General features: G+C 73.5%; 15 protein-coding genes. 13 read left to right on the top strand and 2 right to left on the bottom strand.

Features of this window, described 5'->3' with window-relative positions; all coding sequences use genetic code 11:
* Nucleotides 1-100: 100 nt before the first annotated feature.
* The 5 genes from Mco01_RS24070 (at nucleotide 101) to Mco01_RS24050 (ending at nucleotide 6,266) form a co-directional block, all read left to right on the top strand.
* Nucleotides 101-2,512 carry a DUF6185 family protein gene (locus tag Mco01_RS24070; protein WP_204059170.1) on the top strand — a complete coding sequence of 804 codons (2,412 nt, stop codon included), beginning with the start codon at nucleotides 101-103 and terminating at the stop codon, nucleotides 2,510-2,512.
* A gap of 88 nt (nucleotides 2,513-2,600) precedes the next feature.
* Nucleotides 2,601-3,398 (top strand): glycerophosphodiester phosphodiesterase family protein, encoded by a 798-nt coding sequence (locus Mco01_RS24065; RefSeq protein WP_204059169.1) that lies wholly within the window; start codon nucleotides 2,601-2,603, stop codon nucleotides 3,396-3,398.
* A 13-nt stretch (nucleotides 3,399-3,411) separates the two neighbouring features.
* Nucleotides 3,412-4,761 carry an MFS transporter gene (locus tag Mco01_RS24060; RefSeq protein ID WP_204059168.1) on the top strand — a complete coding sequence of 450 codons (1,350 nt, stop codon included), beginning with the start codon at nucleotides 3,412-3,414 and terminating at the stop codon, nucleotides 4,759-4,761.
* Between the two features lie 124 nt (nucleotides 4,762-4,885).
* Entirely contained in the window at nucleotides 4,886-5,230 is a 345-nt protein-coding gene (locus Mco01_RS24055) for an RNA polymerase-binding protein RbpA (RefSeq protein ID WP_036318896.1), read from the top strand.
* Between the two features lie 172 nt (nucleotides 5,231-5,402).
* Nucleotides 5,403-6,266 (top strand): EamA family transporter, encoded by an 864-nt coding sequence (locus Mco01_RS24050; protein ID WP_204059167.1) that lies wholly within the window; start codon nucleotides 5,403-5,405, stop codon nucleotides 6,264-6,266.
* A 28-nt stretch (nucleotides 6,267-6,294) separates the two neighbouring features.
* On the opposite strand, the gene Mco01_RS24045 is transcribed toward Mco01_RS24050, so the two are convergent.
* A complete protein-coding gene (locus Mco01_RS24045) occupies nucleotides 6,295-7,158 on the bottom strand; it encodes a universal stress protein (RefSeq protein WP_204059166.1) in 864 nt (287 codons plus the stop codon).
* A gap of 149 nt (nucleotides 7,159-7,307) precedes the next feature.
* Between Mco01_RS24045 and Mco01_RS24040 the strand changes: the two genes are divergently transcribed.
* Entirely contained in the window at nucleotides 7,308-7,799 is a 492-nt protein-coding gene (locus Mco01_RS24040) for a DUF1203 domain-containing protein (RefSeq protein ID WP_204059165.1), read from the top strand.
* Nucleotides 7,800-7,904: 105 nt separating this feature from the next.
* Here Mco01_RS24040 and Mco01_RS24035 read toward each other — a convergent pair whose 3' ends face one another.
* Entirely contained in the window at nucleotides 7,905-8,957 is a 1,053-nt protein-coding gene (locus Mco01_RS24035) for a sensor histidine kinase (RefSeq protein WP_204059164.1), read from the bottom strand.
* Between the two features lie 246 nt (nucleotides 8,958-9,203).
* Here Mco01_RS24035 and Mco01_RS24030 point away from each other — a divergent pair, with 246 nt between their 5' ends.
* Genes Mco01_RS24030 through Mco01_RS24000 form a run of 7 tightly spaced genes read left to right on the top strand, consistent with a single transcriptional unit; the run spans nucleotide 9,204 to nucleotide 16,065 of the window.
* Nucleotides 9,204-9,794 carry a helix-turn-helix domain-containing protein gene (locus Mco01_RS24030; protein ID WP_204059163.1) on the top strand — a complete coding sequence of 197 codons (591 nt, stop codon included), beginning with the start codon at nucleotides 9,204-9,206 and terminating at the stop codon, nucleotides 9,792-9,794.
* 40 nt (nucleotides 9,795-9,834) lie between these two features.
* The gene (locus tag Mco01_RS24025) at nucleotides 9,835-11,115 is read left to right on the top strand and encodes an MFS transporter (RefSeq protein WP_204059162.1); all 1,281 of its coding nucleotides are present in this window, start codon (nucleotides 9,835-9,837) and stop codon (nucleotides 11,113-11,115) included.
* Between the two features lie 19 nt (nucleotides 11,116-11,134).
* Nucleotides 11,135-12,481 (top strand): FAD-dependent oxidoreductase, encoded by a 1,347-nt coding sequence (locus tag Mco01_RS24020; RefSeq protein WP_204059161.1) that lies wholly within the window; start codon nucleotides 11,135-11,137, stop codon nucleotides 12,479-12,481.
* Nucleotides 12,478-13,656 carry a CaiB/BaiF CoA transferase family protein gene (locus tag Mco01_RS24015; RefSeq protein ID WP_204059160.1) on the top strand — a complete coding sequence of 393 codons (1,179 nt, stop codon included), beginning with the start codon at nucleotides 12,478-12,480 and terminating at the stop codon, nucleotides 13,654-13,656. Before Mco01_RS24020 ends, Mco01_RS24015 begins: the two co-directional genes overlap by 4 nt.
* The gene (locus tag Mco01_RS24010; protein ID WP_204059159.1) at nucleotides 13,653-14,432 is read left to right on the top strand and encodes an enoyl-CoA hydratase-related protein; all 780 of its coding nucleotides are present in this window, start codon (nucleotides 13,653-13,655) and stop codon (nucleotides 14,430-14,432) included. The genes Mco01_RS24015 and Mco01_RS24010 overlap by 4 nt, the downstream gene beginning before the upstream one ends.
* Nucleotides 14,432-15,304: a dihydrodipicolinate synthase family protein gene (locus tag Mco01_RS24005; RefSeq protein WP_204059158.1), complete on the top strand. Its 873-nt coding sequence runs from the start codon at nucleotides 14,432-14,434 to the stop codon at nucleotides 15,302-15,304. Before Mco01_RS24010 ends, Mco01_RS24005 begins: the two co-directional genes overlap by 1 nt.
* A complete protein-coding gene (locus Mco01_RS24000) occupies nucleotides 15,304-16,065 on the top strand; it encodes an SDR family oxidoreductase (RefSeq protein WP_204059157.1) in 762 nt (253 codons plus the stop codon). The genes Mco01_RS24005 and Mco01_RS24000 overlap by 1 nt, the downstream gene beginning before the upstream one ends.
* Nucleotides 16,066-16,068: the final 3 nt, after the last annotated feature.

The raw sequence follows: 16,068 nt of genomic DNA, 5'->3' as shown, positions 1-16,068 counted from the left end.
AAAAGCCACTTTCGCCCGACTCATCCTTGGGGACCGTTCGACTCCGGGGAGGTCGGTTGTGCGGCGGCTTGCGGCTGTTGCGGGGACTGTTGCGGGAATCGTGCTCGTCGTCCTGGCGTTCCGGCTCCCTCCGGCGGCCGCGGACGGCTCCGGGTGCGCCCAGCCGCCTCCCCGCTACGCCTGGGTGGAGACGTCGGCGGCCGTGTCCGAGCGCGGGTACGACAGCACGCGGCTGAGGAGCACCACCCGGATCGGCGTCCCGCGCGACTGGCCGGGCGCGGCCGGTCTGCTCGCCGACGCGTCAGGCGACGACGCCTTCGGCTGCCTGTTCACCGGCGGCCGCCCGGCGTCGGCCGCGGTCACCATCTCGGGCGACGGCGCGGAGGTCGTCGTGCAGAGCACCGAGGAGACGGCCCTGGACGTGTCCGACTCCCTCTGGGGCGCCGAGGCGGCGGGCCTGTGGGGCAGCCGGGTGTCGGGCTGGACCCGGTTCGTCGCGCTGCTGCCCTCGGCGGGGGACCCGCCGCCCGCGCTGGCCCACGCGACCTGGCGGGCGGTGACCTTCCGGGCGCCCGAGTTCCCCGTACGGCGGGTCGCGCCCCTGCCGTCGGCGGCGCTGCCCGGTCAGACCTACGTCTGGCGGGACGCCGCCACGCCTCCGCGGGTCGAGATCGCCCTGCGGATGTCGGACAGGTCGGCGTTCCAGCGCTGGGTGCGGCTCCAGGGCCCGTCGGCGGGCGCGATCGCGACGTACCTGGCCTTCGCACTGCCGTACCTGCTGCCGGCGGGGCTCCTCGCGAGGCTCTACCGGCGGTCGCGGGACACCCGCGAGCGCCGGCTGATCAGGATCACCCTGGGGGCGCTCGGCCTGATCCTCGCGACGGCCACCATCCTGCTGGCGGGCGTGCTCACCGGCACGTTCTTCCTGGCCGGCGTCCTCGGCGTGCTCGACCTGGCGGCCCAGCTCACCGTCGCGGCGGCGCTGTGCCTGGCCGCCTGGCCGCTGTCGCGGACCCGCCCGCGCCGCGCCGGCCTCGTGCTGGCCGCCGTCGCCGGCCTGGCGCTGGCGTGGCCGACGCGGGGCGACGCCGCGCCGGACGCCGTACGGCTGGCGCCCGCCCTCTCCGCGGCGCTGCTGGCGACCGGGGCGGCCTGGGCGATCGCGGTCCGCGCCGCCAGAGTCGGCGGCGGGGTCGGCGGCGGGGTCGGCGGCGGGGTCGGCGGCGGGGTCGGCGGCGGGAGGACACCGGACGCCGTCCGTGCCCTCCTGCGCTGGGCCGTCCCCGGCCTCGCGCTGATGTCGGCCGGCCTCGTCGTCCACACCGCCGTCGCCACCCGGTCCGCCACGGGGGTGCTCCCCCAGGAGGCCGTGTCGCCGTTCTTCACGCTGAACACCCTGGCGTACCTGCTCTGGCCCCTGATCGTGCTCCTGCTGTTGCTGCTGCTGCGCCTGCACGGGCGCCGCTCCGACAGCCTGGAGCCGCCGGTGTGGTGGCTCATCGTGTTCCTCTTCGTGGTCGGCACGATCAGGTGGCCCAACACGTACGCCGGCCTCCCGCTGCCGCTCGCGGCGCTCGCCGGTCTCGCCGCGCTGCCGCTGCTGTCGCGCCTGACCGTGCGTCGCGAGGTCGCGGTGCCGGCCGTCTCGCGGCGCCGGCTGGCCGTGGTCGTGGAGGAGTACCGGGACCTGGAGTCGCGGGAGAGGCGGCTCCGGCAGCGGTGGGCCTCCGGGGACCTCGACGACGACGCCTACGGGCGCGAGAACGACCCCGTCGTGAAGCGGATCCGCCGCCTGCGCGGCGAGATCGGCCTCGACCCCGACCGCGAGGACGGCCTGAGCCCGCTGGACGTCGCGCTGGCGCGCGGCCCGGGCGCCTCCTGGTGGGTCAACGCCCGCCTCGCCGCCCGGTACGCCGCCTACGTCGGGGCGCCGGCCGCCGCCTTCATCATCTGGGCCACCTGGAGCACCGACAGCCGGGGGCACGACGGGTGGCTGGACCGGCTCCGCGACCCCGGCGGGTTCGCCGGCCTCGCCGGAGACCTCGTGGGCGGCCTGCTGATCTGGCCGGTCGCGGGGTTCGTCCTCGGCGCGCTGTGGCGGCGCCTGCCGGGGAGGCGGGGGTACCTCAAGGGCGTCGTCCCCGTCCTCGCGTACGCCGCGGCGACGGGGGCCCACGCCGTGCTGAACAACCTGCTGGGCCAGGCCCCGGTCCGCGGCTCCCTCGTCCGCGTCCTGCTGCTCTTCCTGGTCCTCACCGTCGTCGCCGTGCTCATGGACGCGCGCACGCTCCAGACGCGCCCGGGCGGCCTCGCCTCCCGGCTCACGCCCGTGGCCGTGGTCTACCGCCTCGGGACGGCGGGCAGCGGCGTGGCGCTCATCGTCGCCCAGGCTGCCGCCGTCCTCGGGCTGTGGACCCAGCTCAGGAACGGCATCGACATCACGTCCCAGGTCGACACCGCCACGCAGTCCGCCCTCGGCGGGGACACCCAGTTGCTGCAGGGGCAGAGATGAGACCGGGGGCGCAAATGGGAGGTCCGTGACTGAAATGTTCACCTCCCCGCGCTGACGGCCCGGTCCGGCACCCGGCATACTCCTGCTCGTGCACCGCCGTTTCGCGTTCCTCGACCATCCCGGGCCGCTCGCCTTCGCGCACCGCGGCGGAGCGGCCGAGGGCCGCGAGAACACCATGGCCGCCTTCTCCAGGGCCGTCGAGCTCGGCTACTCCTACCTGGAGACCGACGCGCACGCGACCGCCGACGGCGTCCTGCTGGCCTTCCACGACCACACGCTCGACCGGGTGACCGACCGCTCCGGCCGCATCGCGGACCTGCCCTACCGGGAGGTCGCCAAGGCGCGGATCGGCGGTCGCGACGAGATCCCGCTGATCGAGGATCTCCTCGGCACCTGGCCGGACGTCCGGTTCAACATCGACGTCAAGGAGGCCGCGGCGATCCTGCCGCTGGCCCGGGCCATCCGCCGCACCGGCGCCCACGACCGGGTGTGCCTCACGTCGTTCTCCGACCTGCGCCTCGCGCAGGCGCGCCGGGCCGTGGGCCGCGAGGTGTGCTCCTCGCTCGGCCCGCGCGGCATCGCCGCCCTGCGGACCGCCGCCGCGAGCGGCGGGTACGGCCGCCTCCTCGCCGGCCTGGCCCGGGCCGGCGTGCCGTGCGCCCAGGTGCCGATCGGCTTCCGCGGGATGCGGGTGACCACCCGCTCGCTCGTCCGCACGGCCCACGCGATCGGCATGCAGGTGCACGTGTGGACCGTGGACGACCCCGTCACCATGGCGTACCTGCTCGACCTCGGCGTCGACGGGATCATGACCGACAACATCAGCGGCCTGCGCGACGTGCTGGAGTCGCGCGGCCAGTGGCACCCCCGCACGACCGCCCCGTAGGCGAGGAGAGAGCATGACCGTCCCCCAGGTCGTCGACGAGGCCGCGCCCGCCGCCCGGCGGCGCGAGCAGCGCGGCTGGTACTGGTACGACTGGGCCGACTCGGCCTTCCAGACGACGGTCCTGACCGTCTTCCTGGGGCCGTACCTGACCTCGGTCGCGACCACGGCCGCCGGCGGCGAGGACGGCTTCGTGTCGTTCCTCGGGCTCGACCTGCGGCCGAAGGCGTACTTCACGGCCCTCGTGACGATCTCGGTGCTGCTGCAGATCGTGATCATGCCGGTCGTCGGCGCGCTGGCCGACCACACGGGCCGCAAGAAGCAGATCCTGGCGTTCCTCGCCTACCTGGGCGCGGCGGCGACGCTCGGGTTCTACTTCGTCTCCGGGGGCGGCTACGCGCTCGGCGGCGCGCTGTTCCTGCTCGCCAACGTCGTGTACGGCTCGGCCCGCGTGGTGTACGACTCGTTCCTCCCCCAGATCTCCGGGGTGGAGGAGCGCGACGCGATCTCCAGCAGGGGCTGGGGCTTCGGCTACCTCGGCGGCGGTCTCCTGCTCGCGCTGAACCTCGTGCTGTACCTGTCCGGGGCCGTCGAGACGGGCCTGGCCGTGCGGGTCAGCCTGGCCTCGGCCGGCATGTGGTGGGCCGCCTTCACGGTCATCCCGATGCTGCGGCTGCGCAACCGGCCGGTGGCCACCCACGACGCGACCGCGGGCCGGGCCGTCACCGGCAGCTTCCGCCAGCTCGGGCGGACCATCGCCGACCTGCGCCGCTACCCCCGCACGCTGCTGTTCCTCGCCGCGTACCTGATCTACAACGACGGCGTCCAGACGGTGATCGGCTTCTCCGCGACGTACGCCGACCAGGAACTGGGGCTGGGCAAGACCACCCAGATCAGCTCGATCCTCATGGTGCAGTTCGTGGCGTTCGGCGGCGCGCTCGCCCTCGGACGCCTCGCCGTGGTCATCGGGATGAAGCGGACGGTGCTCGCCAGCCTCGTCGTGTGGACGGCCGTGGTCGCCGTCGCGTACTTCCTGCAGGAGGGCGCGGCCGTCCAGTTCTACGCCATCGCGTTCCTCATCGCGATCGTGCTGGGCGGCACCCAGGCGCTGTCGCGGGCGCTGTACTCGCTGGTCATCCCGCCGGGCCGGGAGGCGGAGTACTTCAGCCTCTACCAGATCAGCGACAAGGGCTCGGCGTTCCTGGGCTCCCTCACGCTCACCCTGGCGCTCCAGATCACCGACAGCTACCGCAGCGCGATCGTCTCGCTGATCGTGTTCTTCGTGGTCGGCTTCGCGCTGCTCATGACCGTGAATCTTCCGCGGGCCGTTCGCGAGGCGGGGAACGAGGTGCCGCAGCACATCTGAGACCACAGGGACGGAAAAAGCGCGATTGGATCAGGTCTCGGCTGGGAATCCACACACGGTATCAGGCGTTGTACGCGGTGGCGAACGAACCCCTCTAAGGCGGGGACCTCAGGAGGCTTGAAACATGGGCGAGCGTGCACTTCGCGGTACCCGGCTCGGCGCGACCAGCTACGAGAACGACCGCAACACCGACCTGGCGCCGCGCCAGGAGGTGTCCTACACGTGCCCGAAGGGCCATCTCACCACCGTGCCCCTCGCCGTCGAGGCCGAGATCCCCACGACGTGGGAATGCCGCAGCTGCGGCAGCCCGGCCCTGCGGGTGGACGCGGAGCAGCCGCAGCAGAAGAAGGCGAAGCCCCCGCGGACGCACTGGGACATGCTCCTGGAGCGGCGCTCCATCGAGGATCTCGAGGAGGTCCTCAACGAGCGCCTCGCCATCCTGCGGGAGCAGCGGCGCAAGAGCGCGTAGGACGCCCGGCGACAGCCGGATCGGCGCCCCCGGCGGCATGCCCGCCGGGGGCGCCGTCCTGTCTCCGGCCGCCCGCCCCTCACTGACCGGTGGGACCAAGGGGATGTGGGAGACTGGCGGGACGAAGGGGACGAGCGGGTGACACCCGTCTCCAGACAGCAGCGGGAGCGCCATGGCCGGGGTCGCGTCGTCGGCCGCCGTTCCCATCGTGGTGCTGGCCGCGGCCGTGCTGCACGCCGCCTGGAACGGGCTGGCCCACGAGGTGCCCGACAAGCTGGCCGGCTTCGCGCTGATCAGCCTCGCCCAGGCCGGCTGCGCCGCCGTCCTGGTGTGCCTCACCCCGCTGCCGGCTCCGGCGGCGTGGCCGTTCATCGCGGTCTCGGCCGCGCTTGAGACGGCCTACCAGTTCCTGCTGCTGCGGGCCTACCAGCTGGGCGACTTCGGGCAGATGTACCCGATCGCGCGCGGCACGTCGCCGCTGCTGGTGGCCCTGGCGTCGACGACCGTGCTCGGCCGGTCGCTGCCTCCCGAGGACGTCGCGGGCATCGTGGTGATCTCGTGCGGCCTGGCCGGCCTGGCCCTGGCGGACGGCCTGCCCGGACGGGCCCAGCTGCCGGCGCTCGCGGCCGCCGCCGGAACCGGGGTGCTCATCGCGGCCTACACGATCGTCGACGGCACCGGCGTGCGGCAGTCGGGAACCGTCGTCGGGTACGTCGCCTGGCTCTTCGCCCTCCAGGGGCCGGTCCTCCCGCTCGTCGCGTGGGCGCGGCACGGCCGCTCCCTCGTCCGCCGGCTGCGCCCCGCGGCCGGACGCGGCCTGACCGGAGGCGTGCTGTCCCTGCTGGCGTACGGGCTGGTGGTGTGGGCCCAGGCGCACGGCGACCTGGCCACGGTCGCGGCCCTGCGTGAGACGAGCATCGTCATCGCGGCCGTGATCGGCGCGCTGGTGCTCCGCGAGCCGTTCGGCGGCCGGCGGGTCGCGGCGGGCGTCACCGTCGTCGCCGGCATCGCGGTCCTGGAGCTCGTCCACCCCTGAGCGGCCGCCGCCCGAGGGTACGGCGACGCTAGCGGTCCTCGGCCTCGGGAGTGTCCGGGGCAGCCGGGCGCACGACGGCCAGGGGGCAGGTCGCGTGGTGCAGGAGCGGCTGGGTGACCGCGCCGAGGACCAGCCCGGCGAAGGCCCCGTGCCCCCGCGAGCCGACGACGAGCAGGTCGGCGCCCTCGGACGCCCGCAGCAGCGCGTCCACGGGGTGCCCGCGGACGACCTCCTCGGTCACCGCCACGTCCGGATGCCGGGCCCGCGGCCCCTCCAGCGCCTCCCGCAACAGCCGCGCCTCCCCCTCCTCGTCGCGGGGCCCGCCCGGCAGCGGCCCCTCGAACGGGTTCCACGCGTGGACGGCCCGCAGGGGCGCGTGCCGAAGGGCCGCCTCCGCGAAGGCGAACTCCAGCGACCTCCCGCCGGCGGGTGATCCGTCGACCCCGGCCACGACCTCCCCGCCCGGCTCGCCGGGCGCCGTCCTGACGACCACGACGTCGCAGGGCGCGTGGCCCGCCACGCCGTGCGCGACGGAGCCGACCAGCAGGCCGCGGAAGCCGCCGAGCCCGTGGTTGCCGACCACCAGCAGCGCGGCCCCGGCGGCCTCGGCGATCAGCGCGGAGCGGGGGTCGCCGGGCAGGATCGCCGTGGCCGTCTCCACGTGCGGCGCCTCGGCCTCCGCCCGCTCGGCCGCGCCCGCGAGCACCTGCTCTGCCCCCGACCGCATCCACTCCGCCACCTCGGCGTACGGGCCCTTCCCCGCCGTCCGGCACGCCCAGTCCGGTATGGCGTGCACGATCCGGAGCGGCGCGTGCCGCAGCGCCGCCTCCCGTGCGGCCCACGCGGCGGCCTCCACTCCGGCGCGCGAGCCGTCGACCCCGACCACGATCATGGCGTCCCCCTTCGCCCCCTGCCCCTCCCATCCCCCGTCCGCCGTACGGCTGACCGCCTCTGTCCTGCTCGCCCTCCCCGGCGGCTGAGCGGAACGCCCCGGCCGATTCCCGCCAGCCCGCCGGGCGCGGGGCGAGCAGGATGACGGGCATGGAGTTCGAGATCAGGGCCGTCGAGCCCGCCGTACTGGACCAGCTGAGGAAGACGGACGACGCCGGGCGCGAGCCCCGGGTGATCGTGGACGAGGAGGGCGGCGCACCGTTGCGGTGCTGCCTGCGCCGCTCGGCTCCCGGAGAGACGATCATGCTGGTGTCGTACGCGCCGCTGCGGCGCTGGGCGGCCGAGACCGGCGCCGATCCCGGCCCGTACGAGGAGCTGGGACCGGTGTTCGTGCACGCCGAGCCGTGCGACGGGCCCGAGCCCGGATACCCGGAGGCGATGGGCGGCCCCCGCCGCGTGATGCGCGCCTACCGCCCGGACGGCTCGATCCTGGACGGGCACCTGCTCGACGACGGCCGCTCGGCCGACGCGTCCGCCGCGTCCGCGCTGCTCGGCGAACTGTTCGACGACCCGGGCGTGGCGGTGGTGCACATGCGGGCCGTCGAGTTCGGCTGCTTCATGTTCGAGGCGCGCCGCGCCTGACCCCGGGCGCGGCCCCCGGCCCACCGCCACACACCCGCGGCCCACCCCGACGCCCGGCCCACGGCCGCCGCCCGCCGCGCCCCCGCGGCGCGCGGAAAGCGGCGGTCAGGAGGCCGCGGGCAGGCGCAGCACGAAGCGGGCACCTCCCCCGGGCCGGTCCTCCGCGCGGACGTCGCCGTGATGGGCCTCGGCGATGGCCCGGGTGATGCCGAGCCCGAGCCCGGCCCCCATCCCGTCGCGGCGGCGGCTGTCCTCCAGCCGGATGAAGCGGTCGAAGATCCGCTGCCGGTCGGCCTCGGGCACGCCCTCGCCGTCGTCGTCGACGACGAGCAGCGCCGTGCGGCCCCGCCGGGCCACCTCGACCTCCACGTGGGCGCGCGCGTGCCGCTCGGCGTTGTCGAGCAGGTTGGTCATCGCCTGGCGCACCTGCTCGGGAACCGCCCGCACCACCACCTGGCCGGCGACCCGGATGGTGACCGGATGGAGACGCTCCCGCCCGTCGACCTCGCTCTTGACCAGGTCGCCGAGGTCGACGCGGACGCGTTCCCTGTCGGTGCACGCCTGGAGGCGGGCCAGCATGAGCATGCTCGCGACCACGGCGTCGGCCCGGTCGATGCTGGGCAGCGTGCGCTTGACCAGCTGCCGGACGTCGGTGTCCTCGTGGTTCAGGGCCGCCTCCTCCAGCTCGGCCCGCAGGGCGGTGAGCGGGGTGCGGATCTCGTGGGACAGGTCGGAGGCGAACCATCCCAGCCGCCGGCACAGCTCGATGGTGGCGTTGATGCTCTCCACCAGCCGGGCGGTGTCGGGGCCGAGCGGCCCCGGCGGCACCGGCGTGGGAAGCTGCCCCTCGGCGGTCGCCGCCAGGTGCCTGCTGATCGCGGCCATCTCCTGCCGGGTCCGCCGTTCGCGGACCGTGCCGCCGATCGCGTACCCGACCAGCGCCTGCATCGCGGGGACGCAGGCCGCCAGGACGAGCCGCACGGCGAACGCCCGCCCCGTGCCTCTCCCTCTCCTCGTCGACGTCTCCGCTCCGGTCTCCGCGCCCTCACCCGCTCTTCCGGCGACGGCGCCGCCCGTCATGTGGCGGCCCGGGAACGCCCGGCGCCGCCCCACCCCTCTCCGGCGCACACGCTCCCGCGCACGATCGTCACGGCTCATGGCCACGTCCCCCACGCCTCATCCGCATCAGGCCGTCCGTGCTTGTGGCCGGCAGCCCGCCGCGAATGCCCCCGTTGCCTGTCGTGTTCCCTCTTCCTTATACGTACGGCGGTCGCATGGGGTTGCCGGTGCCGGGACTTTGCCCCCCGCACAGGTGCGGCCCGGGCCTCGCCGAGAGCGTCTTCATCATATTGAAAATCTTCATCATGCTATTGACGGTGAAGACGGTTTCATTAGGATGAACGCATGACGAGCGACAGCACACCGGAGTCCCTGGCGACGATGCTCGGTGCTGTCGGAACCCGCGTCCGCTCCCTGCGCAAGGAGCGGGGGCTCACCCTCGACCGGCTCGCGGAGCTGTCGGGGCTGAGCACGGGCATCATCAGTCAGGTGGAGCGAGGGCTGGCCAACCCGTCGTTCTCCACATTGGTCCAACTGGCGCACGGGCTCGGCATTCCGGTGGGAATGCTGTTCCAGGTGCATGAGGAGCATCGCTCACCGCTGGTCCGCAGATCGGAACGGCGGCGGCTCGACGGCCACGGCATGGACAAGACGGCGGTCTACGAGCTGCTCACTCCTGACCTCAACGGCGCGCTGGAGGTCACCTGGCTGGAGACCCAGCCCGGCCACGACACCAGCGCCGCCCCGTTCACGCACAACGGGGAGGAGGTCGGCATCGTCCTGTCCGGACACAAGGATGTGTACCTGGACGGGGTGAAGTACGAGCTCGGCCCAGGCGACTCCATTCGCTACTCATCCACCATCCCGCACTGGTACGCCAACACCGGTGACGAGGTCTGCACAGCGATCTGGGTGATCACACCACCCACCTGGTGACCTCTCGGGCGGGAAACACCCCCATGAAAGGCGGATCGCCATGTCCGCGACCGTTACCTCGACCTCCCCTGCCCAAAATCCGGCCACCACCCGTACCGCGATGCTCGGCCTCGGCCTCGGCAACACGCTCGAGTGGTACGACTGGATGCTCTTCGGTCTCGTCTCGGCCTACATCGGCCCCCATTTCTTCCCCTCCCACGATCCCGTGGCCTCCACGCTCAGCGCGCTGGCCGTGTTCGCGATGGGCTTCGCCGTACGGCCGCTCGGCGGGGTGCTGCTCGGCGCCGTCGCCGACCGAGTCGGCCGCCGGCAGATCATGATCCTCTCCGTCGCGCTGATGGCGCTCACCACGCTGGTGATCGCTGTTGCGCCCACCTACCAGCAGATAGGCGTGTGGTCCGGGGTGATCCTGCTGGTCTGCCGCCTGGTCCAGGGCGTGTCGACCGGCATCGAGGCGCCCCTGTCGACGGCGTACGCCGTGGAGGTGTCGCCGCCGGGACGCGAGGCGCGGGCGGCCGGCTACATCAGCCTGTTCGTCAACCTCGGCATCGTGCTGGCCTCGCTGGTCAGCTTCTTCACCAGCCTCGTCCTCGGCGCGGCCGCCATGCAGGACTGGGGCTGGCGCGTCCCGTTCGTCATAGGCGCCGTGATCGGCCTGCTCGTGCTCTACCTGCGGCGCGCCCTGCCCGAGACGCTGCACGAGAGCGAGCGCGGCGAGACGTCGGTCTGGCGGGGTGTGGGCAGGCACTGGCTCGGCCTCGTCGCGATGATCTTCGTGGTGGGCGCCGCGCAGGCCTACAACTACGCCTGGACCGTCGGGCTGCCCAACCTCGCGCGCAGCACCTTCAAGGAGGACCCGACCCCGGTCTTCGCCGCCTCCACCGCGCTCGGCCTGGTCCTGCTCGCCGGGTCGCCGCTCGTGGGATGGCTGGCCGACAGGTTCAAGCTGTCGCGGACGTTCACCGTGACCAGGCTGCTGGCCGTGCCGGCCGTGTTCCTGATGCTGCTCTACAGCCGGCCCGGCCTGGGCGGCCTGTTCGGCGTCGTCCTCGGCGGGTCGATCGTGCTGGTGCTCAACATGACCCTCTACAACCTCGTGGCCACCTCGCTGATGCCCAAGTACTGCCGCGCCACCGGCGTGGCGCTCGGGTACGGCGTCGCGGTCGCGGTCTTCGGCGGCACGGCGTCGTACCTCCTGATCTGGCTCCAGAGCAACGCGCTGGTCTGGATCTTCCCGGTGTATGTGGCCGCTCTGTCCCTGATCAGCGTCGTGCTCTACCTGGCCGCCCGCAGGACGAGCGGAGCCTTCGCGGGCGAGTGAGCGAGTGAGGAATCGCGTGATGCAACTGTCAGATCTCAAGGTCTCGTCCGACGAGCTGAGGGCCCCCGTGGTCCGCACCAGCGACGTCGTCGTCGTGGGCGGCGGCCCGGCGGGCGTCAGCGCCGCCGTCGCCGCGGCCCGCGCCGGGGCGAGCGTCACCCTGCTGGAGAGGTACGCCGCGCTGGGCGGCCTCGCGTCCGGCGGCATGGTGCTGGTGCTCGACGACATGGTGAACGGCCGGGAGATCAGCGTGACCGGCCTGGTCTCGGAGTACGTGGAGCGGCTGGCCAAGCTGGGCCTGGCCGTCTACCCGCCCGAGCAGGAGCGGATCGCCTCGGTGGAGATGTGGAACAAGTGGGGCCGCTGGGGCACCTTCGACTTCCACTCCCACACCAGTCCCAAGCCGATCTGCTACGCCGTCGCCTTCGACCCCGACGGGTGGAAACGGGTCTCCAACGACCTCGTCCGCGAGGCCGGGGTGCATCTGCGCCTCCACTCATGGTTCTCCCAGCCGATCGTGGACGACGGCCGGCTGCGTGGGGTGGTGGCCGAGACCAAGGCCGGCCCGCAGGCGATCCTGGCCGACGTGGTCGTGGACACGACAGGCGACATCGACGTCGCCGCCCGGGCCGGGGCGGACTACGCGCACGACAGCTACCTCACCACACTGGTGTTCCGGCTCGGCGGCGTCGACACCGCCGCCGCCGAGCGGTTCGAGCAGGAGAACCCGCGCGAGGCCAGGGCCGTCAACCGCAAGATCAAACGGCTGCTCGGCGGCGCCTGGGAGCTGTGGTGGCTCAAGACCCCGGTTCCCGGCGTCGTGTGGTGCAATTGTCCGCATATGTCGGGCTATGACGGGGCGGATCCGGAGTCGCTCACCCATGCGGAGTTCGACGCGCGAGAGCGGATCGCCGCCGCCGTGGACGAGGTCAGGCAGAGCCTGCCGGGCTTCGAGAACTGCTACCTGCTGGACGTGGCCGAGCAGATGGGCGTACGGCAGACGCGCCTCCTGCGCGGCGAGTACGTCGTGACCAAGGACGACATCGTCAACCGCCGGCACTTCGCCGACTCCGTCGCCCGCGGCCGCGACTACTACACGCCCTACCGCGCGCTCCTGCCCCGCCAGGTCGACCAGCTCCTGGTGGCCGGCCGCCACTACTCGGCCACGCCGGACGCCCAGCGCATCTCCCGCGAGATCCCGCCGTGCATGGCGATGGGCCAGGCGGCCGGCGTGGCCGCGGCCCTCGCCGCGGACGGCGGCGTGACCGTGCGGCAGGTCGACCCCGCGGCGGTCCAGCGGGGGATGCGCGCGCAGGGAGCCGACCCCGGAGACGTCCCAGCCCCCAACGCGGAGGTCGTGGCATGAAGCCGCTCGAAGGAATCACCGTCCTCGATTTCACCCAGGTGTACATGGGGCCGAGCTGCACGCAGCTGCTCGGCGACTACGGCGCCGACGTGATCAAGATCGAGCGGCCCGGCTCGGGAGACCTGTCCAGAAGCTCCATCCCCGACCGGGACGGCCCGGACAACCCGATCTTCCTGTCCATCAACCGCAACAAGCGGAGCGTCAGCGTCGACACCCGCTCCGAGGAGGGCAAGGAGGTCGTCTACCGCCTGGCCCGCGACGCCGACGTGGTCGTGAGCAACTTCCGCTCCGGGGTGATGGAGCGGCTGGGCTTCGGTTACGAGCGGCTGCGCGAGATCAACCCCCGCGTCATCTGGGCGTCGGGCACCGGGTTCGGCACCGAGGGCCCGTACAGCCACAAGGGCGGCCAGGACGTGATCGCCCAGGCGTTCTCGGGGGTGATGTGGCGCCGCGAGTCGCCCGGCCTGCCGCTGTCGGTCTACCCGACGACGCTCGCCGACTACACCACCGGCATGCACCTCATGCAAGGCATCCTGCTCGCCCTGCGCACCCGCGACCTGACCGGCGAGGGCCAGAAGGTCGAGGTCACGATGTACGACTCGATGCTCCACATGCAGATGCAGGAAGCCTGTATGCAGCTCAACCGCGGCTACGAGATCAACTGGGCCGCCATGCCGCTCAGCGGCGTCTTCGCGACCGCCGACGGCGCCGTGTGCATGGTCGGGGCCTTCAAGGAGAACCCGCTGCGCGACGTCTGCGTGGCGCTCGAACTCGACGAGGACCTGTCGCTGCGGCCCGAGTTCGCCACCCAGGAGGCGCAGTTCGCCCGCCGGCCCGAACTGCAGGCCATCTTCCGAGAGCGCTTCGCCGCCGACACCACCGAGTACTGGCTCAAGCGGCTGGAGGGGCAGGACATCCTGTGCGCCCCCGTCCGCACCCTGGAGCAGGCCCTGGCCGACGAGCAGACGGCCGTCAACCGCATGATCCTGGAGATGGACCACCCGGTGGCCGGGCGGGTCAGAGCGCTGTCCGCGCCGATCCGGCTGTCCGCCTCACCGATGGAGGTGCGGCACGCCCCGCCGCGCCTCGGCGAGCACAACGCCGAGGTGCTGGCCGAGCACGGCTTCACCGTGGAGCAGATCGAGGCGCTCGTGCGGGCGGGGGTCCTGCGATGACGGTGCACGTCGAGGTCGTGGAGCACGTCGCGCGGGTCACCATCGACCGCCCCGAGGTGCTCAACGCCGTGGACGAGAAAACCCACCGCGCGCTCGTCGAGATTTGGGAGCGGATCGAGGCCGACCGCGACGTACGGGTGGTCGTGGTGACCGGAGCGGGAGACAGGGCCTTCTGCGTCGGCGCCGACATGTCGGCCGGCGGGATCGGCAAGACCGGCCTGGAGTACTGGGCCGCGCTCGACCCCGACGGCTTCGGCGGCCTGTCCCTGCGCACCACCCTGGACGTCCCGGTGATCGCGAGAGTCAACGGCTACGCGCTCGGCGGCGGCATGGAGATGGTCCTCGGCTGCGACATCGTCGTGGCGGCGGAACACGCCCAGTTCGGGCTGACCGAGCCACGGGTGGGCCGCATCGCCCTCGACGGAGGGGTGACGCAGCTCGTCCGGCGGGTGCCGTACAACCAGGCGATGGGGCTGCTGCTCACCGGGAGGCGCGCCCGCGCGGCCGAGATGGAGCGGATGGGCCTGGTGAACGAGGTGGTCCCGGCCACGGAGCTGGACGCCGCCGTGGATCGGTGGGTGGCCGACGTCCTGGCCTGCTCGCCCACGTCGCTTCGGGCGGTCAAGCAGATGGTGCAGCGCACCGCGCACCTGAGCGCCCGCGAGGCCCGCGCCGTACGCCTCCCGGCCCTGATGGAGGCGCTGGACAGCGAGGACGCCACGGAGGGCGTGCTGGCCTTCCAGGAGAAGCGCAAGCCCGTGTGGAAGGGAAAGTGATGCTGCAGCCGGGTGTCTGGGGCGTCGTAGCGACGCCGTTCACCGGATCCACCTTCGACGTCGACGAGCAGAGCCTGGCCAGGCTCGTCGAGCACTACGAACGGGCGGGGGTGACCGGGCTCACCGTGCTCGGCGTCTTCGGGGAGGCGGCGCAGCTGTCCTCCGAGGAGAGGCGCACGGTCCTGGAGACGGTGGCCGACGCGACCCGGCTGCCGCTGGTGGTGGGCGCCACGTCGCTGGGCACCGCACCCGTGGTGGAGGAGGTGCGGCTGGCCCAGGAGGTCGCGGGCGACCGGCTCGCGGGCGCGATGGTGCAGGTCAACTCGGCCAACCCGCACGTGCTGGCCGGGCATCTGCGCGCGGTGCACGAGGCCACCGGCGCCGGCCTCGTCGTGCAGGACTACCCGCTCGTCAGCGGCGTCGCCATCGGCGCCGACGCGCTGGCGGCCGCGTTGCGCGGCCTGGAGTTCGTGGTCGCGGTCAAGGCGGAGGCGCCGCCGACCCCGGTCGCCGTGGCGACGCTGACGGCCGCGTTGGACGTGCCGGTCTTCGGCGGGCTGGGCGGGCTCGGCCTGCTGGACGAACTGGCCTGCGGCGCCGCGGGCGCGATGACCGGCTTCTCGTTCCCCGAAGGGCTCATCGCCTGCGTCGGCGCCTGGCGGGAGGGCGGGTACGACGCGGCGCGGGAGGCGTGGCTGCCGTACCTGCCGCTGGTCAACTTCGAGCAGCAGGCCAGGGTGGCGCTCGCCATCCGCAAGGAGTGCCTGCGGCAGCGCGGCCTCTTCCTGGAGTCGGGCGTGCGACCGCCGGCGGCCTCGCTGCCGGAGTCGCTGCACGAACAGCTCAAGCGGCACCTGACGGCGGTGCGGTGATGGACCTCGGACTGACCGGCAGGACGGCGCTCGTCTGCGCCTCCACGGGCGGCCTCGGCGAGGCGACGGCCCGGGCCCTGGCGGCCGAGGGGGCCCGCGTCGTCGTGACGGGCCGCAGAGGGGACCAGGCCCGGGCGATCGCCGCGGAACTGCCCGGCGCGACCGCCGTCGAAGCCGACCTGCTGGCCCCGGACGGCGTCGAGCGCCTGCTGTCGGCCGCCGGCGAGGCCGACGTCCTCGTGCTCAACGGCCCGGGCCCCCGGCCGGGATCAGCCGCGGAGATGAGCGGCGGCGATGTGGCCGCAGCCGTGGACGCGCTGGTCACGCCGCACGTCCGGCTCGTCTCCCGGCTCCTGCCCGGCATGCGCGCACGCGGCTGGGGCCGCATCCTCGCCATCGGGTCCAGCGGGGTCGCCGCCCCGCTGCCGAACCTCGCCCTGTCCAACCTGGGCAGGGCCGCGCTCGCCGGATATCTCAAGACGCTGGCCGCCGAGGTGGCCGCCGACGGCGTCACCGTCAACCTGCTGCTGCCCGGCCGCATCGCCACCGACCGTGTCGCGCGGCTCGACGCGGCCGCCGCCGAACGCGAGGGGCGGTCCGCGGCCGAGGTCGAGGCGGCCTCGCGCGCGACGATCCCCGCGGGCCGGTACGGCAGGCCGGACGAGTTCGGCCGCGTCGCCGCCTTCCTCTGCGGCGAGCCCGCCTCCTACATCACCGGCACCGCGCTGCGCTGCGACGGCGGGCTCGTCCGGACCCTCTGATTG

The sequence above is a fragment of the Microbispora corallina genome (assembly GCF_016863035.1).
In the GTDB taxonomy this organism is placed as follows: Bacteria; Actinomycetota; Actinomycetes; order Streptosporangiales; family Streptosporangiaceae; genus Microbispora; species Microbispora corallina.
The sequence above is the reverse complement of the archived record's forward strand: the minus strand, read 5'-3'. Positions and strand labels throughout refer to the sequence as shown.